We start from the raw sequence: 20,216 nt of genomic DNA, 5'->3' as shown, positions 1-20,216 counted from the left end.
AATTCGGAAATTCAACTGCTGAATATAAGAAATTTCCGTTATCAGGATTTTTACTTGGTATTTAAAAGAGTTAGCAGGTTAACAAATTGTAACCGCCAAATTTCGCTGTCCAGTGCCTGAGGGGGACTTGGACAGCGAAATCCTTCGCTCAGCTAAATCGTTTCAGACCAAAGCTTGAGACGTCAACCGGCGGCGCTTTGTCCTGCGCGAACAGCGCGGCGATCTCGCCCAGAGCGCTGGCGAACTTGAAGCCGTGGCCGCTCAATCCGCTGATGACCATCAGGCGATCGCAATCCGGCAGGGTATCGATAATAAAGTCTTCGTCGGGGCTCATATCATAGCTGCAGGCTTCGCCGTGTAAACATACGCCTACACCCGGCAAAAATTGCCGCAGGAAGGAGAAAACTTCCGTGCCGTCGCTGGCGTAGCTGCCGAAGGGTTTGCGCTGCTCGGGGGCATCCATCGGCTGGCCGCCGTCGTGTTTGCCCACTTTCAGACCGTCGTTATCCGCCGGAAAACCGTAATAGTGCGTGCCGTCTTGCGCTTCGACGGTAAAGGCCGGGAAACGATTGTTCACGCTGTAGCGGCCATCTGCCTGATGCCAGGAGAAGACTTTGCGCAGCGGTGCGATCGGCAGTTGCGGCAACAGCGCTTTGACCCAGGTGCCGGCGGCGATCACCGCTTTTCGCGCCGTGAAACGCCCTTCGTCGGTGATGACCTCAACGCCGCCATCGATGGGTTCTACCGCGTTGACCGGGCAGTTGAACAGCTGGCTGCAGCCAGCTTCTTTCGCCAGCTTGATCAGGCTGGTTATCGCCAGCTCGGCACGCAGGAACCCCGCGTCTGGCTCGAATACGCCGACATAACCTTCCGGTGCTCGAAATTCCGGCCAGCGCTGATTGATCTGTTCGGCGCTGAGGGTTTGCGCGTTCAGGCGGAATTTTTGCGCGCTGAGCTGCGCATTGCGAATGAATTCGGAGTGCTGTGGCCCCAGGTTGAGCACGCCGCACGACTGGAACAGTTCCTCGCCGGATTGTTGAATCAGCGCATTCCACAGCGCCTGCGCGCGCAGCACCAGCGGCACGTACTTTTCGCCTTCGCCGTATGCGTGACGGATAATGCGGGTATCGCCGTGATGGCTGCCGTTTCGGTGCGGAGGGATAGCGCTGTCGATCATCAGCACTTTCAAGCCGGCCCGCGTGGCATAATAGCCTGCCGCCGCGCCGACGGAACCGCTGCCCACCACAATCAAATCATATTCCACGTGCCAACCCTCTCTGATAGCGATTTCTTATGCCCCCATGATAAAAGGTTGGCGGACGCAATGCACTGATTGAACGGCGAAAGGCGAAGAAAAGGCGCCGGGAAAGGTCGCGGCGCCTTAGGGGGTAGGAGACGATGAATCAATGTTTTCTGCGATCAAGATCCTGGTAATCCGTAGCTTCAATCTTGGCGATGCCGGCCTCTAAGATATTGATTAATTGACGGGCGACATCTGTGGTCAGCCAAAGCGTTCGGTCTACTTGGGCTTCTTCGGGCGTTTGGTCTAGTGAAGACAGGTAATGAAGGCGTATCATCATGGCGTCGTAAACGTCGACAGTACTGATATCCCAACCGACAAGCGGGTGCGTCTGAATTACTTCATCATTTCTGTCCATAAAGACCCCTTATTGAGTAGTAACTACCGTGAGTGACTAACGAGGATCAATGCGGCTCATCATCATGAGAGCAATTACAGTATACGCATCCGCTTTCATCGGTGGAGGGGTTGTCACCTAAAATTGCAAAATAAATATTTATTTGAACAATTATTCTACAAATTCGGGTGCGAACGCGCGATGAGTAAAGCCTGCGGCGTTATTCCGCGCCGCCGGTGGGTGGGGCGGAGCCGTGCAGACATTTTTCCAGTTCTTCTGCCAAGTGCGCGAAATGTTTCTGCGTTTCGGCGTCGCGATTCTGGCTTTGCGATTCCAGCCTCAGGCTGTGGATCAGCCGTTGGTTGGCTTTGTCATCCAGGCTGAAGGCCAGGTAAGAGAAGGCCACTTCCAGTACGTTCAAGCGTCTTTTTTGATCGGCAATCAGCGCCAGCAATTCGCCAAACGTCATTGCGTCTTCGGATTTCACCTTGTCCGGGGCCATGCTTACTCCTTTGCGTTAAATACAGCGCTGAGGCGGATTTGGTTCCAGAGTAAGGGTAAGCGATGAATGGGCAGGGCGCCAGAAACAAAAAAGCCGGAGAGCGACCCCCGGCAAAAACAGCATTGCAGTGTTATTCTGCGCTGAACCACTCGTCCGCGCTTTCCCAGGTTTCCTGAAGGATTTCCTCAATCAGATCCCGGTCGGTTTTGGCGCCCCCCAGCACGGAGAGCCCGTTGGCGCCGGCATAACGGACGTGCACGACGGCGCCTGGAAACTGGCGATTGACCCGTTTGCCCAGCTCGCCGGTCAGCGCCTCAATGGCGCCCGACGGCAGCGGCCGGGTTTTATCTATAGTGACTTCAACACGCATAATTGCCCCCGAAGCGATTTACTGTTTATTTATACAGTTAACCGTAAGCGAGGGCAAGAGGGCGAAGCAAAAATATCAGCCTTTCAGCGACCAGTTCAGGGTTTCGCCGGCCAGGAATGGGATCACGGATTCATTGCCCAGGGCGATCTCTTCCGGCTGGGTGGTCGGCACGCGCTGCAGTTCGATGAAATCTTCGTTGATCGGCAGGCCATAGAAGCGTGGGCCGTTGAGCGAGCAGAAGGCCTCGAAGTGCTCCAGCGCGCCGAGCTGTTCGAAGACGGCAGCGTAAGCCGGGATCGCATTCGGCGCATTGAAGCAGCCAGCGCAGCCGCAGCTGGACTCTTTGCGATGCTTGAGGTGCGGCGCCGAGTCGGTGCCGAGGAAGAAACGGTCCGAGCCGCTGGCCACCGCCTGACGCAGCGCTTCCTGATGGACGTTGCGCTTGAGGATCGGCAGGCAGAACAGGTGTGGGCGAATGCCGCCGACCAGCATGTGGTTGCGGTTGAACATCAGGTGCTGCGGGGTGATGGTGGCGCCGAGGAAACGGTTGCCTGCCTGCACGTACTGCGCCGCTTCTTTGGTGGTGATGTGTTCGAAGACGATTTTCAGTTCCGGGAAGTGACGGCGGATAGGCTCCATCACCTGTTCGATAAAGCGCGCCTCGCGGTCGAAAATATCGACGGCAGGATCGGTCACTTCACCGTGGATCAGCAGCGGCATGCCGATTTTTTGCATTTGCTCGAACAGCGGGTAAATGCCGGTCACGTCGCTGACGCCGTGGCTGGAGTTGGTGGTGGCGTTGGCCGGATACAGCTTGGCGGCGGTAAACACCCCTTGCTCGAAACCGCTGACCAGTTCACTGGCCGCCAGAGAGTTGGTCAGGTAACAGGTCATCAGCGGAGTGAAGTTGTGACCCTGCGGCACTGCCGCCAGAATCCGATCGCGGTAGGCGCGCGCGGCGGCCACGGTCGTCACGGGCGGAACCAGGTTCGGCATCACGATCGCCCGGCCAAATACCTGGCTGGTATAGGGCACCACCGTTTTCAGCATCTCATCGTCACGCAGGTGGATATGCCAGTCGTCTGGGCGGCGGATTTTCAGAACTTGAGGTTGTGCGGTCATCTAGCTAGGCTCCGGCGGTCAAATACGTCTAATGAAAAGCGAATAATGGGTTTATTCACGCCGGGGTGTAAGGATAAGCGGAAAGTGCCGCAGATGCATCTGTTTGTTGGCGACAAGTTGAAATCAACGGCGCAGCAGGCGCATAGTGACAAGGATTTCAACGATGCCGACGCCAATAGCGTCGACTTTCATCAAGTGGAAAGGGAGAAAACAATGGAAGTACGCGTTATCGCCACCCTGCAAGCGAAAGCGGGATTTGAGGCCGCAGTCAGTGAAGCGGTGCACGACATTCTCGAGCCGAGCCGCCAGGAGCTGGGTAACCTGCAATATGATTTGCATCGCGATCTGGAAAAACCGGGCACCTTCGTGTTCTTTGAGCGTTGGGCCAGCAGCGAAGCGCTGGATAAGCATAATGAGACGGCGCATTTTCAGCAGTTCGTCAGTCGACTTGACGGCAAGTTGGATGTTCTGGACATCAAAAAACTGAAAAAGATCGCCTGAGCTTTTTGCAGGCAAGAAAAAACCCGCCGTCGGCGGGTTTTTTTAGGTGTGCAGATTAACTTATTCGTTAACCGGCTGCGGCTTGGTGGCCGGCGCGGTGGCCTGGCTCACTGCCGAGTGACCACCGGCTGAACCTTTGCCTTCAAAGTTGAAGGAAGGGCGCTGCCAGTCGCTGTGCTTGCGTTCTTCCGGCACGTAGGCCGGCGCAGGCGCTTTGGTCATCGGCGCAGTGGCGATGTGTTTGTACAGCGCGTCCTGCACGGCTTTCACCGGCGCCGGCTGCTGAGCAACCGCAGGCGCAGGTTCGGCGGCCGTTGGTTCCGGCGCTTTTTCTACCGGAGCGGCTGCCGCTGCAGGTGCGGCTTCTACCACTGGCGCTTCTTCCGCCGGCGCGGCTTCTACCGGTGCAGTTTCGACCACAGGCTCGTCTTCCGCTGGCTTAGCTTCAACCACTGGCTCTGCCGCTACGGTTTCAGCTACCGGCTCAGCTTCCACTGCAGGAGCAGTCTCTTCCGCTTTCGGTTCTTCAATCGCAACCGTTGCCGGGGCGGTTTCCACCGGCGCCGGGGTTTCCTCGGCCGGGGTGGCAACAACCGGCGCTACGACTGCCGCTTCTTCCGTTACGGTGACGGCGGCAGTTTCAACGGCGGCTTCTGGTGCCGGTTCGTTGACGCTGGCCGCGGCCTGAGTTTCTTCCACGGCAACGCTGTGCTGTTCAACCGCTGCGGCGACAACCGGCGCCTGCTCTACGGCTTCGGTTTGCACTTCGGCATCTTCAACCTGAGCGACCGGGTAGCTTACCCAGACTTTGCCTGATGCCATTTCCGGAGAAGCGAACGCGCCCACCAACGGCATTGGGGATTGCAGAGGGTAACGCTCGTCGCGGTAACGACGGCGACGCTGGCCGCTGACGCGCAGGTGACGTGGTGAACGACGGGAACGACGCGGCATGCCTTCGCCGTTGCCGCGGTTTTCGCCCTGGGCATCGTCTTCCGCCTGAGCGGCAACGGTTTCCGGCAGCAGCTTCACGCTGTCGTCGGCGGTTGGCTGCGCATCTTCGGCTTTCGCTACCGGCGCTTTCGGCGCCAACAGCTCTTCCGCTGCGCGCTGCAACTCTTCTTCCGCGGACAGGATGCGCACTTTCTGCGTCAGAGGGCGGCGCTGACGGCGCTGCATGTTCTGCTGCTGGCGTTCTTCCTGCTCTTCGTCGGTGCTCTCGACCGCGTCAACGCTTTCCAGCGCTTTCACTTCCTGCTGAGCCTGACGTTTCTCTTCCTGACGGCGACGCTGGCGTTCAGCACGCTGTTCACGGCGCTGCTGCTGATCTTCGCGCGGCGCTTTAGCGCTTTCTTCCGAGGCAGTTTCCTCCGCTACCGGCGCGTTCTGCTGCTGGTTGCGACGGTTACGGCGCTGCTCATCGCGGGATTCACGCGATTCACGGCCTTCACGGTTCTCACGCGGTTCACGGTTGTCGCGTTCGCGATTGTCACGGCCTTCACCGCGCTCTTTACGTTCGCCGCGTTCCGGACGATCGCCACGGTCGCTACGCTCACCGCGCTCTTTACGGCCGGTGCCTTGACGGCGCTGACCGCGACGATCCTGACGACGGTTTTCACCGTTGCCTTCCGCCTTCGGCGTTTCGGCCGGTTTGGCTTCTTCGACGGCAGGTTGTTCTTCACCGGCGAACAGGCTCTTCAAACCACCGAACAGGCGGCCCAGGAAGCCCGGCTTGGCGGCGGCCGGCGCTGCGGCTTTAGCCTTGGCGGCTGCAGCGACAGGTTTGGCAACGGCGACGGGTTCTTCAGCCGGCGGCGGCACATCGGCGGACAGGGAGAAGGAAGCCAGGGCCGGTTGCTCCGGACGCTTGCGTTCCATCGGCGCATCTTCCAGCGGACGCTCCATGTCTTCTTCGTGCAGTTTCGGCAGCAGGTAGCTGAGGGTAGAGGTTTCCTCGCCCTTGCGTACGCGCAGCACCGAGTAGTGCGGGGTTTGCATTTCATCGTTCGGCACGATGACGGCTTTCACGCCACCCTGACGTTTTTCGATCGCGCTGACGGATTCACGCTTTTCGTTCAGCAGGTACGAAGCGACCTGAACCGGTACGATAGCGTGAACTTCTTTGGTGTTTTCCTTCAGCGCTTCTTCTTCGATCAGGCGCAGGATGGACAGCGCCAGCGATTCGTTGTCGCGGATGGTGCCGGTGCCGTTACAGCGTGGGCACACGTGGTGGCTGGATTCACCCAGCGACGGGCTGAGGCGCTGACGCGACATTTCCAGCAGGCCGAAACGGGAGATGCGGCCGATTTGGATGCGCGCGCGGTCTTGACGCACGGCGTCGCGCAAGCGGTTTTCCACTTCGCGCTGGTGGCGTACCGGCGTCATGTCGATGAAGTCGATGACGATCAGGCCGCCGAGATCGCGCAGGCGCAGCTGGCGAGCGATTTCGTCCGCCGCTTCCAGGTTGGTGTTGAACGCCGTCTCTTCGATGTCGCCGCCGCGGGTTGCGCGTGCGGAGTTGATGTCGATGGCGGTCAGCGCTTCGGTGCTGTCGATGACGATCGAGCCGCCGGACGGCAGGCGCACTTCGCGCTGGAAGGCGGATTCGATCTGCGATTCGATCTGATAGTGGCTGAACAGAGGAATTTCACCGCTGTACAGTTTGATTTTGCTGCTGAAATCCGGGCGGCCCAGCGCGGCGATGTGCTCTTTGGCAAGATCGAGAATTTTCGGGTTGTCGATCAGGATTTCGCCGATGTCCGGGCGCAGGTAATCGCGGAAGGCGCGCACGATAACGTTGCTTTCCTGGTGGATCAGGAACGGCGCAGGGCGGCCTTCGGCGGCTTTTTTGATCGCTTCCCAGTGCTTCAGGCGGAAGGAGAGATCCCACTGCAGCGCGTCGGCGGATTTGCCTACGCCCGCGGTGCGAACGATCAGGCCCATGCCGTCCGGCAGTTGCAGCGAAGAGAGCGCTTCTTTCAGCTCGGTGCGATCGTCACCCTCGATGCGGCGAGAAATACCGCCGGCGCGCGGGTTGTTCGGCATCAGCACCAGATAGCTGCCCGCCAGGCTGATGAAGGTGGTCAAGGCGGCGCCTTTGTTGCCACGTTCTTCTTTGTCTACCTGAACGATGACTTCCTGGCCTTCGCGCAGCACATCTTTGATGTTCGGGCGGCCATGGGAAGAGTAATTGCTAGGGAAGTATTCGCGGGCGATTTCTTTAAGAGGGAGGAAACCATGTCGTTCTGCGCCGTAGTCCACGAACGCTGCTTCAAGACTTGGTTCAATGCGGGTGATTTTGCCTTTGTAAATATTCGCTTTTTTCTGCTCATGACCCGGACTTTCGATATCCAAATCATACAGCCGCTGTCCATCTACGAGGGCAACACGCAACTCTTCCTGCTGAGTTGCGTTAATCAACATTCTTTTCATCTTAACTTACTCGTTATTTTTACATTATCGACAAAGCTGCGGGCAAAATAACCTCATGGCCGGAGTTAAACCGAAAGCCCCGTGTCTTCTCGCAAAGCCGTCAACCTCACGGTTGTCGCCTGCATAGGGGCGCATTATCTCGGTAAGCCTGCTTTTCTTTGTGAAAGACAGCACTTTTACTAGGGGAATAGCCTCTGATTTACGTCGACAGATCTGATTCCATTTGCCGGCCAAGCTGCAACCCGCAGCCCGCTAATTGTTTGATTTCGCATTACGTCTTACGCCATTGCTGCGTTTTTGCGCGATCAGACAAATTTTATAATTCCACCGTTTTCCCTGTTTAACGAGAATCAACGCGGAAAGTGACTGCATTATTCCACTGCTGATGCCGTTATAGCAAGGTGACTTTTCCTTAACTGCGGAAGAAATCGCAAACGTTCAAATCGGCTTGCTGCCTTATTGTCCGCTGGGGTTTCGCCCGCCGTCAGAGAGACAGTTAAGCACAGAAAAAGATGTGGCGCTATTCACGCGCTCTATTTAGAATCCCGCACCATGAAAACGAACAATCCAGCAGTACAATTCATCACGATTTCCGACGACGAAGCCGGTCAGAGAATCGACAACTTTCTGCTCGCTCGCCTGAAAGGCGTGCCGAAGAGCATGATTTATCGCATCGTGCGCAAAGGCGAGGTGCGGGTTAATAAAGGGCGCATCAAGGTCGAATACAAATTGGCGGCCGGCGACGTGGTGCGCGTGCCGCCGGTGCGCGTGGCCGAGCGCGAAGAGGCGCCGGTGTCGGCGAAGCTGGATAAGGTGGCGGCGCTGGCCGACTGCATTCTGTATGAAGATGACCACCTGCTGATTCTCAACAAGCCTTCCGGCACCGCGGTGCACGGCGGCAGCGGCCTGAGCTTCGGCGTGATTGAAGGGCTGCGGGCGCTGCGCCCTGAGGCCCGTTTCCTGGAGCTGGTGCATCGGCTCGATCGCGATACCTCCGGCGTGCTGTTGGTTGCCAAGAAGCGTTCCGCGCTGCGTTCGCTGCATGAGCAACTGCGGCTGAAGGGCATGCAGAAGGATTATCTGGCGCTGGTGCGCGGCCAGTGGCAGTCCCACTGCAAGGCCGTACAGGCGCCGCTGCTGAAAAACATTCTGCAAAGCGGCGAACGTATCGTGCGCGTCAACAGCGAAGGCAAGCCTTCGGAAACCCGCTTCAAGGTGGAAGAGCGTTACGAATTCGCCACCCTGGTGAAGGCCAGCCCAATCACCGGGCGTACCCACCAGATCCGCGTGCACACCCTGCATGCCGGGCATCCGATCGCCTTTGACGATCGCTACGGCGACCGCGAGTTCGATCGTCAACTGGCGGGTACCGGCCTGAAGCGTCTGTTCCTGCACGCCGCGGCGCTGCGCTTCGAGCATCCGGCCACCGGCGAAACGATGCGTATCGAAGCGCCGATGGACGAAGAGCTGCGTCACTGCCTGCAAGTGCTGCGCCGGCAGGCCGCCAAATAATCCGCGTCACACCAGCGGGTTGATGCCTTCAGCCCGCAACATCTCCAACAGCGCGATCAACGGCAGGCCGATCAGGGCGTTCGGATCCCGGCCTTCCAGCCTGTCGAACAACGCGATCCCCAACCCCTCGCTCTTGAAACTGCCCGCGCAGTTCAGCGGTTGCTCCAGACGCACATAGGCGGCGATCTCCGCTTCGTTCAGCGCGCGAAAATGCACGTGGAAAGGCTCGCATAGGGCCTGCAACTGTTTGCTGCGGCCGTTGTACAGCGCCAGGCCGGTATAGAAGGTCACGGCCTGGCCGCTTGCCTGGCGCAGCTGCGCGCGGGCGTTTTCCTCGGTATGGGGCTTGCCGGTGATGCTGCCATCGATCACGCAGACCTGATCGGAACCGATGATCAGATGCTCGGGGTAGGCGAGGGCCAGCGCCTGGGCCTTCGCTGCCGCCAGGCGTAGCACCAGCGCTTCCGCGCCTTCGCCCGGCAGCGGGGTTTCATCCACCTCCGGCGCGGCGCAGTCGAACGGCAGCTGCAGTTTCTCCAGCAGCATTTTTCGATAGGGGGAGGTGGAGGCTAAAAGCAATCTCTGCATAATTTTTTTCGCAAACCGTAGCGTAAATGGGTACGGCATTTTAAACTGTCGGCCGCTGTGGAAGCGAATATTGGTGAAAGGAGCCGTTTTACGGCCTTTTTCTTTGACTCTATGTCGTTACAAAGTTAATATGCGCGCCCTATGCAAAAGGTAAAATTACCCTTGACCATTGATGCGGTACGTACCGCTCAGAAACGCCTGGACTATGCTGGTGTCTATGCGCCTGAGCAGGTTACTCGTGTTGCCGACTCCGTGGTCAGTGTGGACAGTGATGTTGAGGTGTCGTTGTCGTTTAATATCGACAATCAACGCCTCGCGGTGATAACAGGGCATGCGGACGTCACGGTAACGTTGATGTGCCAACGCTGTGGAGTCCCGTTCGAACATCAGGTTCACACAACATATTGTTTTAGCCCGGTCGTCAATGATGAGCAGGCTGAGGCATTACCGGAAGCGTACGAACCGATCGAAGTTGACGAGTTTGGCGAAGTCGATCTGTTGGCAATGATTGAAGACGAAATTATTCTTTCACTGCCTGTCGTTCCGGTACATGAATCTGAACACTGTGAAGTGTCCGAAGCGGACATGGTATTTGGCCAACTGCCTCCCGAGGCGGAGAAACCGAATCCGTTTGCCGTATTAGCCAGTTTAAAGCGTAAGTAATTGAGGAGTAAGGTCCATGGCCGTACAACAGAATAAACCAACCCGTTCCAAGCGTGGCATGCGTCGTTCTCACGATGCTCTGACCACGACTACTCTGTCTGTAGACAAAGTATCCGGTGAAACTCACCGTCGTCACCACATCACTGCCGACGGTTTCTACCGCGGTCGCAAGGTTATCGGCTAAGTAGCGATACCTTGACTCGTCTAACCCTGGCGTTAGATGCAATGGGCGGGGACTTCGGTCCCTGCGTCACAGTGCCTGCTTCGTTGCAGGCACTGGCCTCTAATTTACAGCTTCATCTCTTGCTGGTCGGTAATCCCGACGCCATCTCCCCTTTGCTTGCCCACGCCGATCCGGTTCTTCTGGAGCGTCTGCAAGTCGTGCCCGCCGAGTCTGTGATCGCCGGCGACGCCAAACCTTCACAAGCGATACGCGCCAGCCGCGGCACGTCGATGCGCATTGCGCTCGAACAGCTCAGCAGCGGCAACGCGCAGGGCTGCGTCAGCGCCGGCAATACCGGCGCACTGATGGGATTGGCGAAGCTATTGGTCAAGCCATTGGAGGGCATTGAGCGCCCGGCGCTGATGACGGTGATCCCGAACCAGCAGCGCAGCAAAACCGTGGTGCTGGATCTGGGCGCTAACGTCGAGTGCGACAGCACCATGCTGGTGCAGTTTGCCGTGATGGGCGCGGTGATGGCGGAAGAGGTGATCGGCATTGCGCAACCGCGGGTGGCGCTGCTGAATATCGGCGAAGAAGAGACCAAAGGCCTGGATAATATCCGGGAAGCGGCCGCTGTGCTAAAAAATACTCCGGCAATCAACTATATTGGTTACCTGGAAGGAAACGAACTGCTCACCGGTAAGACCGATGTGTTGGTCTGCGACGGCTTCGTGGGCAACGTCACGCTGAAAACCATGGAAGGGGTGGTCAGGGTGTTCTTATCGCTGCTGAAATCGTCCGGCGATGGAAACAAGCGAGCCTGGTGGCTGAAATTGTTGGGCCGTTGGTTGCAAAAACGGGTGGTCAAGCGGTTCGGCCACCTGAACCCCGACCAGTATAATGGCGCATGTCTGTTAGGATTGCGCAGCACCGTAGTCAAGAGCCACGGCGCTGCGAACCCTCACGCGTTTGCAGTCGCAATCGAACAGGCTGTGCAGGCGGTGCAGCGGCAAGTCCCGGAAAGGATTGCTGCGCGCCTTGAGGCTGTATTACCTAAGAGTGACTGATCGTACATGTATACAAAGATTCTCGGTACGGGGAGTTATTTGCCCGTACAAGTGCGCACCAATGCTGATTTGGAAAAAATGGTGGATACCTCTGACGAGTGGATCGTCACGCGTACCGGTATTCGCGAACGTCGCATCGCCGCTGCGGATGAAACCGTCGCGACGATGAGCTTCCAGGCCGCTGAGAAAGCTCTGGAAATGGCAGGTGTGGCTAAAGAAGACATTGGGCTTATCGTCGTGGCGACCACCACGACGACTCACGCGTTCCCGAGTGCGGCGTGCCTGGTGCAGCAAATGCTCGGCATCAAAGACTGCGCGGCGTTCGATCTGGCTGCGGCCTGCGCCGGCTTTACTTATGCGCTCAGCGTGGCCGATCAGTACGTGAAAAACGGCGCGGTCAAACATGCGCTGGTTATCGGCGCGGACGTCTTGTCGCGCACGCTGGATCCTGAAGATCGCGGCACCATCATTCTATTTGGCGATGGCGCAGGGGCGGTGGTGCTGGGGGCTTCTGAAGAGCAGGGCATTCTGTCTACCCACCTGCATGCCGACGGCAGCTACGGCAGCCTGCTGACGCTGCCTTACAAGGATCGTCAGAATCAAGACAAGCCGGCCTATGTCACCATGGCGGGCAATGAAGTCTTCAAGGTTGCGGTCACCGAACTGGCGCGCATCGTCGATGAGACGTTGCAGGCCAACAACATGGACCGCAGCGAGCTGGATTGGCTGGTGCCGCACCAGGCCAACCTGCGCATCATCAGCGCAACGGCGAAAAAACTGGGCATGGGGATGGACAAAGTGGTGGTGACGCTCGATCGTCACGGCAACACCTCTGCCGCCTCGGTGCCTTCCGCACTGGACGAAGCCGTGCGAGACGGGCGAATTCAGCGTGGCCAGCTGGTGCTGCTGGAAGCCTTCGGCGGCGGCTTTACCTGGGGCTCGGCGCTGGTTCGTTTCTGATTTGAACAGGAATAAAAAATGACGCGATTTGCTTTTGTTTTCCCGGGCCAGGGGTCACAGGCCGTTGGCATGCTGGCCGAATTGGCCGCACAGTTCCCGATCGTCGAAGAGACTTTCGGCGAGGCCTCTTCCGCGCTGGGTTACGATCTGTGGCAGCTGGTGCAGCAAGGCCCGGCGGAAGAGCTGAACAAGACCTGGCAGACCCAACCGGCTCTGCTGGCGGCTTCCGTGGCGATTTTCCGCGTGTGGCAGCAGCAGGGCGGTAAAGCGCCCGCATTGATGGCGGGCCACAGCCTGGGCGAATACTCGGCGCTGGTCTGCGCCGGCGTGCTGGACTTCAAGGCGGCGATCCGCCTGGTCGAGCTGCGCGGCAAGCTGATGCAGGAAGCGGTGCCGGAAGGCACCGGCGCTATGTACGCCATCATCGGCCTGGACAACGACGCGATCGCCAAGGCGTGCGAAGAGTCCGCGCAGGGACAGGTGGTTTCTCCGGTCAACTTCAACTCGCCGGGCCAGGTGGTTATCGCCGGCAATAAAGAAGCGGTTGAACGTGCAGGCGCCGCCTGTAAAGCGGCGGGCGCCAAACGTGCGCTGCCGCTGCCGGTGAGCGTGCCTTCGCACTGCGCGCTGATGAAACCGGCCGCCGACAAGTTGGCCGTGGCGCTGAAGGACATCACCTTCAACGCGCCGCAGGTGCCGGTGGTGAACAACGTCGACGTACGCACCGAAAACGATCCTGAAGCGATCCGCAGTGCGCTGGTGCGTCAGCTGTACAGCCCGGTGCGTTGGACCGAGAGCGTTGAATTTATCGCAGCACAGGGAGTGACGTCGCTGCTGGAAGTGGGGCCGGGCAAAGTGCTGACCGGTCTCACTAAACGTATTGTTGACACCCTGACGGCTGCGGCGGTGAACGACACCGCCAGCCTGTCGGCGGCGCTTGAACAATAAAGAGGAAAATGATGAGCTTCGAAGGTAAAATCGTTCTGGTCACCGGCGCGAGCCGCGGTATTGGCCGAGCTATTGCAGAAACGTTTGTGGCCCGCGGCGCCAAAGTGATCGGCACCGCGACCAGCGAGAGCGGCGCTGAAGCGATCAGCGGCTACCTGGGCGCAAACGGCAAAGGGTTTATGTTGAACGTTGTTGATGCGCAATCTATCGACAGCGTGCTGGCATCGATTCGCGCCGAATTTGGCGAAATCGACATTTTAGTGAATAATGCCGGCATTACGCGTGATAACCTGCTGATGCGTATGAAGGATGATGAGTGGGAGGATATCCTCGACACTAACCTGACTTCCGTATTCCGCCTGTCAAAAGCGGTAATGCGCGCTATGATGAAAAAGCGGTTTGGCCGTATCATCACCATCGGTTCCGTTGTCGGCACCATGGGGAACGCAGGGCAGGCGAACTACGCGGCGGCTAAAGCCGGTCTGATTGGTTTTAGCAAATCTTTGGCACGTGAAGTTGCTTCTCGTGGCATTACGGTCAACGTCGTGGCACCTGGCTTTATTGAGACGGACATGACACGGGCGTTGACAGATGATCAACGCGCAGGCATTTTGTCATCAGTTCCAGCCAACCGGCTGGGCGATGCTAAAGAAATCGCCAGCGCTGTTGCATTTTTGGCCTCTGATGAGGCCGGCTATATCACCGGTGAAACGTTACATGTCAATGGCGGCATGTACATGATTTAAAAAATGTGAAAACCATTTGCGTTATTTGAGGCAAAAACCGCAAAATAGCGTAAAATCGTGGTTTGACCAGCCGGGATTTAGTTGCATCTTTTTCAGCATTTTATACACTACGAAAACCATCGCGAAAGCGAGTTTTGATAGGAAATTTAAGAGTATGAGCACTATCGAAGAACGCGTTAAGAAAATCATTGTTGAGCAACTGGGTGTTAAACAGGAAGAAGTTTTGAACAACGCTTCTTTCGTTGAAGATCTGGGCGCTGATTCTCTTGACACCGTTGAGCTGGTAATGGCACTGGAAGAAGAATTCGACACCGAGATTCCAGACGAAGAAGCTGAGAAGATCACTACTGTTCAGGCAGCTATTGATTTCATCAACGCTAGCCAGCAGTAAGAGAACATATCTAGGCGGTCGTTCGACCGCCTAAGTTTTTTCTATCCCTAGTGTCATATTTTTCCCTCCCTGGAGGACAAACGTGTCTAAGCGTCGAGTAGTTGTGACCGGACTGGGCATGTTGTCTCCTGTCGGCAATACGGTAGAGTCCACGTGGAACGCTCTTCTTGCCGGTCAGAGTGGCATCAGCCTGATCGACCATTTCGATACCACTGCCTATGCGACCAAGTTTGCTGGCCTGGTAAAGAATTTTAATTCTGAGGATTTCATCTCTCGCAAAGATGCGCGCAAGATGGACGCCTTTATCCAGTACGGTATCGCTGCCGGCATGCAAGCCATGCAGGATGCAGGTCTGGACATCACCGAGGCTAACGCCAGCCGCATTGGAGCCGCGATCGGTTCCGGCATCGGCGGCCTGGGTTTGATTGAAGAAAACCACAGTTCACTGGTTAACGGTGGCCCACGGAAAATCAGTCCGTTCTTCGTGCCTTCCACCATTGTGAATATGATTGCAGGTCACCTGACAATCATGTACGGCATGCGTGGCCCAAGCATTTCCATCGCCACCGCCTGTACTTCAGGTGTACACAACATCGGCCATGCCGCGCGTATCATTGCTTACAATGATGCGGACGTGATGCTGGCCGGTGGGGCAGAGAAAGCCAGCACCCCATTGGGCGTCGGCGGCTTTGGCGCAGCGCGCGCCCTGTCCACCCGTAATGACAACCCGCAGGCGGCGAGCCGTCCGTGGGATAAAGACCGCGACGGCTTCGTGCTGGGCGACGGCGCCGGCATGATGGTGCTGGAAGAGTACGAACACGCGAAAAAACGCGGCGCGAAAATCTACGCCGAAGTGGTTGGCTTTGGGATGAGCAGCGATGCTTATCACATGACGTCACCACCGGAAAACGGCGCTGGCGCTGCGTTGGCGATGGAAAATGCCCTGCTTGACGCCGGTGTGACCCCGTCACAAATCGGTTACATCAACGCACACGGCACCTCTACGCCGGCGGGCGACCAGGCGGAAGCGCAGGCGGTGAAATCTGTGTTCGGCGCTGATGCCCAGCGCGTGCTGGTGAGCTCGACCAAATCGATGACCGGCCACCTGTTGGGTGCGGCGGGCGCGATCGAGTCCATCTTTACCGTGCTGGCGCTGCGCGATCAGGCGGTACCGCCGACCATCAACCTGGATAACCCGGATGAAGGTTGCGATCTGGACTTCGTGCCTCACGAAGCGCGCCAGGTCAGCGATATGGAGTACACCCTGTGTAACTCTTTCGGCTTCGGCGGCACCAATGGCTCGCTGATCTTCCGCCGAGTGTAACTCGCGCGGTTTTTCGCTGATGAAAAGCCCGGTTTTTTAACCGGGCTTTTTTACGCGTACAATTTGACGGAGAGGGGCATCTGCAGGGGGCTATTTTATATTTTTCGCCGCTTGCAACACGGATTGATTGCCAAGTGTAGCCTGCCACATCTCGAATTGAGTACGCCATTCTTCGAAGGGGGCGCCCAGTGAGCGCGGGTCGCCACTCATGGAATAAGCCATGCCCTCAATCAGCCATGAAGGCTTGGTCAACATGGCGAGATTACCGAAGGATTCTGCCTGCCGATAGTGGATCATTTCATGCGTTAAGTAGAACGCTGTCCAACCGCGTGGTGCAACAATCAGACCGAGATCACCAATCGCAGCGGCGGCCCGTTTTCCCATGCCGAACATCTCGGCGCAGGCTGCAGCGCTGCAGAACACGACTCGAGGGCTGCCGATAAATGGTCCGACGGCGTTACTGGCGTGCGCATAGCCGGTTCGATAAAGCTTTTGAGCATCTACTAATTTTGCGACATCATCCGTGCAGAGGGTTGCTGTTGGGCATGTTATTCCCGGCAGCAATGAGGGGAAGGCAACGCGCAGCGGCTTTATGGTCAGCAGCCCGGCAGTTATCAGAATGGTAAATAAAATTATAATTATTGATAATATTTTTTTGTATTTCATGCGGATAGCCTAATTTTTCCAATGAGCTACCATAACACCAGCCGAGCTGGATGATAAGTGGTCATATTGAGCGCTTTTGCATTAACGGCCGCCTGCTATTCTGCGAGCGTAATGAAATCACCCGGCAACAGGAGGAAGCATGTACTGGATTAACGGACAACGCCACGATGCGCTGGCGCCGAGCGATCGTGGCCTGCAGTTCGGCGACGGCTGCTTTACTACCGCCCGGGTTATCGACGGTAAAATCGAGCTGCTGCCCTGGCATCTGGAGCGGCTGCAGCAGGCGGCCCAACGGCTGATGCTGCCCGCCACCGATTGGCCGGCTTTCGAGCGCGAGATGGCGCAGGCGGCAGAATCAATTTCGCTCGGCGTGGTCAAAGCGATACTGACGCGCGGCAGCGGTGGACGAGGCTACAGCCCGACGGGGTGCGAAAACCCGACGCGCATCGTCGCCCGCAGCAGCTACCCTGCGCACTATTTGCAGTGGCGCGAGCAGGGCATCACGCTTGCGCTCAGCCCGGTGGCGCTGGCGCGCAATCCGCTGCTGGCGGGGTTGAAGCATTTGAACCGCCTGGAGCAGGTGCTGATCCGCGCGCATCTTGACCAGACGGCCGCCGACGAGGCGCTGGTGCTTGACACTGCCGGTATGCTGGTGGAATGCTGTGCGGCTAATTTGTTCTGGCGTAAGGGAAAAGCGGTGTTTACCCCTGACCTGAGCCAGGCGGGCGTCGCGGGCCTGATGCGGCGACGGGTGATCGCACTGCTGGCGGGATCGGAATACCGTCTGCACTGCGTCAGCGAGCCGCTGGAGACGCTGGCCGATGCCGACGAAGTCCTGGTGAGCAACGCGCTGATGCCGCTGCTGCCGGTAAACGTTGCTCAATCATGGCGTTATCATTCGCGCCAGCTGTATGATTTTTTGCGTCCACACTGTTAACCATGGCTGATTGATGAAGAAAAGAAAGCTGAAGGTCCTGTCTGTTATTGTTGTTCTGGCATTGGCGCTGCTGTTTTGGGGCTACCAGAAGATCGAACGCTTTGCCGATACGCCGCTGGCTATCCAGCAAGAGACTATCTTCAAACTGCCTGCCGGCACCGGCCGGGTGGCGCTGGAAGGGTTACTGGTACGCGATAAACTGGTGCGCAGCGGCCGCTGGTTCCAGTGGCTGCTGAAACTGGAACCGGAGCTGGCGGAGTTCAAGGCCGGAACCTACCGGTTCACGCCGGGCATGACGGTGCGCCAGATGCTGAAACTGTTGGCCAGCGGTAAAGAGGCGCAGTTCACCGCGCGCTTTATCGAAGGCTCACGCCTGCGTGACTGGCAGCAGGTGCTCCAGCAGTCCAAATACCTGAAACACACCCTGGCGGGCAAAAGTGACGCGGAGATCGCCGCCGCGCTCGGCATTGCTGCAGGAGAAACCCCGGAAGGGCGGCTGTACCCGGATACCTACCAGTATACCGCCGGCATGAGCGACATCGCGCTGCTCAAACGTGCCCACGTCCGCATGAACAAAGCGCTGCAGGCCGCCTGGGACGGCCGCGACACCAGTCTGCCGTACAAAACGCCGGAAGAGCTGCTGACCATGGCATCGATCGTCGAGAAAGAGACCGCCGTGCCGGAAGAGCGCAGCAAGGTGGCGTCGGTGTTCGTCAACCGTTTGCGTCTCGGCATGCGTCTGCAGACCGATCCGACGGTGATCTACGGCATGGGCGAGAGCTATAATGGCAACATCACGCGCAAGGATCTGGAGACGCCGACGCCTTACAACACCTATGTGATCGCCGGCCTGCCGCCAACGCCGATCGCCATGCCGGGCGAGGCCTCGCTGCGAGCGGCCGCCAATCCGGCCAAAACGCCATATCTCTATTTTGTCGCCGACGGCAAGGGTGGGCATACCTTCACCACCAATCTGGCGAGCCATAACCAGGCGGTGCGCGTGTACCGCCAGGCGTTAAAGGAAAAGAATGAAAAGTAAATTCGTTGTAATCGAAGGGCTGGAAGGCGCGGGCAAAACCACCGCGCGCGACACGGTAGTCAATGTGCTGCGTGAACATGGCATCAACGACATCGTCTTCACCCGTGAACCCGGCGGCACGCCGTTGGCGGAGAAGCTGCGCGACCTGTTCAAGCGCGGCATCGACGGCGAATTGCCGACCATCAAGGCCGAAGTCTTGATGCTGTACGCTGCGCGCGTGCAGTTGGTGGAAACCGTGATCAAACCCGCCCTGGCGCGTGGCGCCTGGGTGGTGGGCGATCGCCACGATCTCTCTTCACAAGCCTATCAGGGCGGCGGCCGTGGCGTGGATCCGCAGCTGATGACCTCGCTGCGCGACACCGTGCTGGGGGATTTTCACCCGGATCTGACGGTCTATCTCGATCTGCCTCCGCTGGTCGGCCTGCAACGCGCGCAGGCGCGCGGTCAGTTGGATCGCATCGAGCAGGAGGCGCTGCCATTCTTCGAACGCACCCGCGCTCGCTATCTCGAACTGGCGGCGCAGGACGAAACGATCGTCACCGTCGACGCCGCCCAGCCGCTGGAGCAGGTGACTGCGGCGATCCGCGACTGCGTCAGCCACTGGCTGCGGCAGCAGGAAGGCGCATAATGAACTGGTACCCGTGGCTGAATGGCCCTTATCGCCAGCTGATTGGGCAGTACGCCGACGGCCGTGGCCATCATGCGCTGCTGCTGCATGCGGCGGCGGGCAATGGTGACGATGCGTTGGCCTACGGCCTGAGCCGTTGGTTGATCTGCCAACAGCGCAACGGCGAAAAAAGCTGCGGCGAGTGCCACAGCTGCCGGCTGATGCTGGCGGGCAATCACCCGGATTATCACGTGCTGGCGCCGGAAAAGGGCAAGAGCAGCCTGGGCATCGAACCCATCCGCCAGGTGATTGAAACGCTGTACGCCCACGCGCAACAGGGCGGCGCCAAGGTGATTTGGCTGCCGCAGGCGGAACAGCTGACCGAGGCGGCGGCCAACGCGCTGTTGAAAACGCTGGAGGAGCCGCCGGAGAAAACCTATTTTCTGCTGGGTTGCCGTGAGCCGTCGCGGCTGATGGCGACGCTGCGCAGCCGCTGCCTGTACTGGCATTTGGCCAGTCCGGATGAGCAGCTCAGCCTGCAGTGGTTGGGCCGGCAGGCGGCGGGCTCTCAGACAGACCGAGTCACGGCGCTGCGCCTGCACGACGGCGCGCCCCTGGCCGCCGAGCAGTTGTTGCAACCGCAGCAGTGGCAACAGCGCGGCGCCCTGTGCGCCGCATTGAGCGCCGCGCTGCCGCAACGCGATATGCTGTCGCTGTTGCCGGTGTTAAACCATGAAGATGTCGCCGAACGCCTGCATTGGCTGTGCGCGTTATTGGTGGACGCAATGAAGTGGCAACAGAGCGCGTATCACTATGTATTGAATCAGGATCAGCAGCCGCTGGTGCATCAGCTGGCCAGCCTGCTGAGCAGCGCTTCGCTGCAACAGATTGTGCAGCAGTGGCTGAACTGCCGTCATCAGCTGCTCAGCGTAGTGGGCGTCAACCGCGAGTTGCTGCTGACCGAACAGTTACTTCGCTGGGAACAGATGCTTGGCGCCGCCGGCTATTCCCAACCTTATTCGCTGTAAAGTAAAAGAGTTAAAA

22 protein-coding genes are annotated in these 20,216 nt (G+C 58.3%); 14 read left to right on the top strand and 8 right to left on the bottom strand.

Translation table 11 applies throughout. The features are described 5' to 3' along the window. Nucleotides 1–148: 148 nt before the first annotated feature. The 5 genes from solA to pyrC all read right to left on the bottom strand — a co-directional run bounded on the left by solA (nucleotide 149) and on the right by pyrC (nucleotide 3,631). Nucleotides 149–1,264, bottom strand: coding sequence for an N-methyl-L-tryptophan oxidase (gene solA, locus H7A77_RS06680; RefSeq protein ID WP_089191510.1), 1,116 nt, complete (start codon nucleotides 1,262–1,264; stop codon nucleotides 149–151). Between the two features lie 139 nt (nucleotides 1,265–1,403). Continuing rightward, on the bottom strand, nucleotides 1,404–1,658 hold the full coding sequence (gene bssS / locus H7A77_RS06675) for a biofilm formation regulator BssS (RefSeq protein ID WP_004927812.1): 255 nt from the start codon (nucleotides 1,656–1,658) through the stop codon (nucleotides 1,404–1,406). A 199-nt stretch (nucleotides 1,659–1,857) separates the two neighbouring features. Beyond that, complete coding sequence (locus tag H7A77_RS06670; protein WP_046686854.1) at nucleotides 1,858–2,139, bottom strand: hypothetical protein; 282 nt, start codon at nucleotides 2,137–2,139, stop codon at nucleotides 1,858–1,860. A 130-nt stretch (nucleotides 2,140–2,269) separates the two neighbouring features. Beyond that, nucleotides 2,270–2,509, bottom strand: a complete 240-nt coding sequence (gene dinI, locus H7A77_RS06665) for a DNA damage-inducible protein I (RefSeq protein WP_033650738.1) — start codon at nucleotides 2,507–2,509, stop codon at nucleotides 2,270–2,272. 75 nt (nucleotides 2,510–2,584) lie between these two features. After that, on the bottom strand, nucleotides 2,585–3,631 hold the full coding sequence (gene pyrC, locus H7A77_RS06660) for a dihydroorotase (RefSeq protein WP_033642678.1): 1,047 nt from the start codon (nucleotides 3,629–3,631) through the stop codon (nucleotides 2,585–2,587). A 213-nt stretch (nucleotides 3,632–3,844) separates the two neighbouring features. Here pyrC and H7A77_RS06655 point away from each other — a divergent pair, with 213 nt between their 5' ends. Then, the gene (locus tag H7A77_RS06655) at nucleotides 3,845–4,132 is read left to right on the top strand and encodes a putative quinol monooxygenase (protein WP_025302406.1); all 288 of its coding nucleotides are present in this window, start codon (nucleotides 3,845–3,847) and stop codon (nucleotides 4,130–4,132) included. Between the two features lie 60 nt (nucleotides 4,133–4,192). On the opposite strand, the gene rne is transcribed toward H7A77_RS06655, so the two are convergent. Continuing rightward, complete coding sequence (rne, locus tag H7A77_RS06650) at nucleotides 4,193–7,561, bottom strand: ribonuclease E (RefSeq protein WP_072627827.1); 3,369 nt, start codon at nucleotides 7,559–7,561, stop codon at nucleotides 4,193–4,195. Nucleotides 7,562–8,113: 552 nt separating this feature from the next. Here rne and rluC point away from each other — a divergent pair. Continuing rightward, nucleotides 8,114–9,073 (top strand): 23S rRNA pseudouridine(955/2504/2580) synthase RluC, encoded by a 960-nt coding sequence (gene rluC / locus H7A77_RS06645; protein WP_004927787.1) that lies wholly within the window; start codon nucleotides 8,114–8,116, stop codon nucleotides 9,071–9,073. A 6-nt stretch (nucleotides 9,074–9,079) separates the two neighbouring features. On the opposite strand, the gene H7A77_RS06640 is transcribed toward rluC, so the two are convergent. Further along, entirely contained in the window at nucleotides 9,080–9,661 is a 582-nt protein-coding gene (locus tag H7A77_RS06640) for a nucleoside triphosphate pyrophosphatase (protein WP_042784201.1), read from the bottom strand. A gap of 141 nt (nucleotides 9,662–9,802) precedes the next feature. Here H7A77_RS06640 and yceD point away from each other — a divergent pair, with 141 nt between their 5' ends. From yceD to fabF, 8 genes are all read left to right on the top strand, one after another. Further along, on the top strand, nucleotides 9,803–10,324 hold the full coding sequence (yceD, locus tag H7A77_RS06635) for a 23S rRNA accumulation protein YceD (RefSeq protein ID WP_004927780.1): 522 nt from the start codon (nucleotides 9,803–9,805) through the stop codon (nucleotides 10,322–10,324). A gap of 16 nt (nucleotides 10,325–10,340) precedes the next feature. Continuing rightward, a complete protein-coding gene (gene rpmF / locus H7A77_RS06630) occupies nucleotides 10,341–10,508 on the top strand; it encodes a 50S ribosomal protein L32 (RefSeq protein WP_004927778.1) in 168 nt (55 codons plus the stop codon). Nucleotides 10,509–10,519: 11 nt separating this feature from the next. After that, nucleotides 10,520–11,554 carry a phosphate acyltransferase PlsX gene (gene plsX / locus H7A77_RS06625; RefSeq protein ID WP_071841648.1) on the top strand — a complete coding sequence of 345 codons (1,035 nt, stop codon included), beginning with the start codon at nucleotides 10,520–10,522 and terminating at the stop codon, nucleotides 11,552–11,554. A gap of 6 nt (nucleotides 11,555–11,560) precedes the next feature. Continuing rightward, nucleotides 11,561–12,514: a beta-ketoacyl-ACP synthase III gene (locus H7A77_RS06620; RefSeq protein ID WP_033642683.1), complete on the top strand. Its 954-nt coding sequence runs from the start codon at nucleotides 11,561–11,563 to the stop codon at nucleotides 12,512–12,514. An 18-nt stretch (nucleotides 12,515–12,532) separates the two neighbouring features. After that, on the top strand, nucleotides 12,533–13,462 hold the full coding sequence (gene fabD, locus H7A77_RS06615) for an ACP S-malonyltransferase (protein ID WP_182073961.1): 930 nt from the start codon (nucleotides 12,533–12,535) through the stop codon (nucleotides 13,460–13,462). A gap of 11 nt (nucleotides 13,463–13,473) precedes the next feature. Then, a complete protein-coding gene (gene fabG / locus H7A77_RS06610; protein ID WP_004928729.1) occupies nucleotides 13,474–14,208 on the top strand; it encodes a 3-oxoacyl-ACP reductase FabG in 735 nt (244 codons plus the stop codon). 154 nt (nucleotides 14,209–14,362) lie between these two features. Beyond that, on the top strand, nucleotides 14,363–14,599 hold the full coding sequence (gene acpP, locus H7A77_RS06605; RefSeq protein ID WP_004719003.1) for an acyl carrier protein: 237 nt from the start codon (nucleotides 14,363–14,365) through the stop codon (nucleotides 14,597–14,599). Nucleotides 14,600–14,681: 82 nt separating this feature from the next. Continuing rightward, a complete protein-coding gene (gene fabF, locus H7A77_RS06600; RefSeq protein ID WP_033642685.1) occupies nucleotides 14,682–15,923 on the top strand; it encodes a beta-ketoacyl-ACP synthase II in 1,242 nt (413 codons plus the stop codon). 90 nt (nucleotides 15,924–16,013) lie between these two features. On the opposite strand, the gene H7A77_RS06595 is transcribed toward fabF, so the two are convergent. Next, nucleotides 16,014–16,589, bottom strand: a complete 576-nt coding sequence (locus tag H7A77_RS06595; protein WP_197738901.1) for a hypothetical protein — start codon at nucleotides 16,587–16,589, stop codon at nucleotides 16,014–16,016. A gap of 139 nt (nucleotides 16,590–16,728) precedes the next feature. Between H7A77_RS06595 and pabC the strand changes: the two genes are divergently transcribed. Genes pabC through holB form a run of 4 tightly spaced genes read left to right on the top strand, consistent with a single transcriptional unit; the run spans nucleotide 16,729 to nucleotide 20,200 of the window. Next, entirely contained in the window at nucleotides 16,729–17,526 is a 798-nt protein-coding gene (pabC, locus tag H7A77_RS06590; protein WP_033642686.1) for an aminodeoxychorismate lyase, read from the top strand. 13 nt (nucleotides 17,527–17,539) lie between these two features. After that, nucleotides 17,540–18,565: an endolytic transglycosylase MltG gene (mltG, locus tag H7A77_RS06585; RefSeq protein ID WP_042784205.1), complete on the top strand. Its 1,026-nt coding sequence runs from the start codon at nucleotides 17,540–17,542 to the stop codon at nucleotides 18,563–18,565. Beyond that, nucleotides 18,555–19,193, top strand: coding sequence for a dTMP kinase (gene tmk / locus H7A77_RS06580; protein ID WP_033642688.1), 639 nt, complete (start codon nucleotides 18,555–18,557; stop codon nucleotides 19,191–19,193). Before mltG ends, tmk begins: the two co-directional genes overlap by 11 nt. After that, nucleotides 19,193–20,200, top strand: a complete 1,008-nt coding sequence (holB, locus tag H7A77_RS06575) for a DNA polymerase III subunit delta' (protein ID WP_182073960.1) — start codon at nucleotides 19,193–19,195, stop codon at nucleotides 20,198–20,200. Before tmk ends, holB begins: the two co-directional genes overlap by 1 nt. Nucleotides 20,201–20,216 lie beyond the last annotated feature (16 nt).

This window comes from Serratia sp. ME47 (assembly GCF_903970925.1).
In the GTDB taxonomy this organism is placed as follows: Bacteria; Pseudomonadota; Gammaproteobacteria; order Enterobacterales; family Enterobacteriaceae; genus Serratia; species Serratia ureilytica.
The sequence above is the reverse complement of the archived record's forward strand: the minus strand, read 5'-3'. Positions and strand labels throughout refer to the sequence as shown.

Coding starts and splice junctions, on each gene's coding strand:
- fabG (WP_004928729.1), top strand. CDS start 13,474: ATGAGCTTCGAAGGTAAAATCGTTCTGGTCACCGGCGCGAGCCGCGGT.
- yceD (WP_004927780.1), top strand. CDS start 9,803: ATGCAAAAGGTAAAATTACCCTTGACCATTGATGCGGTACGTACCGCT.
- tmk (WP_033642688.1), top strand. CDS start 18,555: ATGAAAAGTAAATTCGTTGTAATCGAAGGGCTGGAAGGCGCGGGCAAA.
- dinI (WP_033650738.1), bottom strand. CDS start 2,509: ATGCGTGTTGAAGTCACTATAGATAAAACCCGGCCGCTGCCGTCGGGC.
- rne (WP_072627827.1), bottom strand. CDS start 7,561: ATGAAAAGAATGTTGATTAACGCAACTCAGCAGGAAGAGTTGCGTGTT.
- bssS (WP_004927812.1), bottom strand. CDS start 1,658: ATGGACAGAAATGATGAAGTAATTCAGACGCACCCGCTTGTCGGTTGG.
- H7A77_RS06595 (WP_197738901.1), bottom strand. CDS start 16,589: ATGAAATACAAAAAAATATTATCAATAATTATAATTTTATTTACCATT.
- rluC (WP_004927787.1), top strand. CDS start 8,114: ATGAAAACGAACAATCCAGCAGTACAATTCATCACGATTTCCGACGAC.
- rpmF (WP_004927778.1), top strand. CDS start 10,341: ATGGCCGTACAACAGAATAAACCAACCCGTTCCAAGCGTGGCATGCGT.
- mltG (WP_042784205.1), top strand. CDS start 17,540: ATGAAGAAAAGAAAGCTGAAGGTCCTGTCTGTTATTGTTGTTCTGGCA.
- H7A77_RS06640 (WP_042784201.1), bottom strand. CDS start 9,661: ATGCAGAGATTGCTTTTAGCCTCCACCTCCCCCTATCGAAAAATGCTG.
- pyrC (WP_033642678.1), bottom strand. CDS start 3,631: ATGACCGCACAACCTCAAGTTCTGAAAATCCGCCGCCCAGACGACTGG.
- H7A77_RS06655 (WP_025302406.1), top strand. CDS start 3,845: ATGGAAGTACGCGTTATCGCCACCCTGCAAGCGAAAGCGGGATTTGAG.
- fabD (WP_182073961.1), top strand. CDS start 12,533: ATGACGCGATTTGCTTTTGTTTTCCCGGGCCAGGGGTCACAGGCCGTT.
- H7A77_RS06670 (WP_046686854.1), bottom strand. CDS start 2,139: ATGGCCCCGGACAAGGTGAAATCCGAAGACGCAATGACGTTTGGCGAA.
- pabC (WP_033642686.1), top strand. CDS start 16,729: ATGTACTGGATTAACGGACAACGCCACGATGCGCTGGCGCCGAGCGAT.
- holB (WP_182073960.1), top strand. CDS start 19,193: ATGAACTGGTACCCGTGGCTGAATGGCCCTTATCGCCAGCTGATTGGG.
- acpP (WP_004719003.1), top strand. CDS start 14,363: ATGAGCACTATCGAAGAACGCGTTAAGAAAATCATTGTTGAGCAACTG.
- H7A77_RS06620 (WP_033642683.1), top strand. CDS start 11,561: ATGTATACAAAGATTCTCGGTACGGGGAGTTATTTGCCCGTACAAGTG.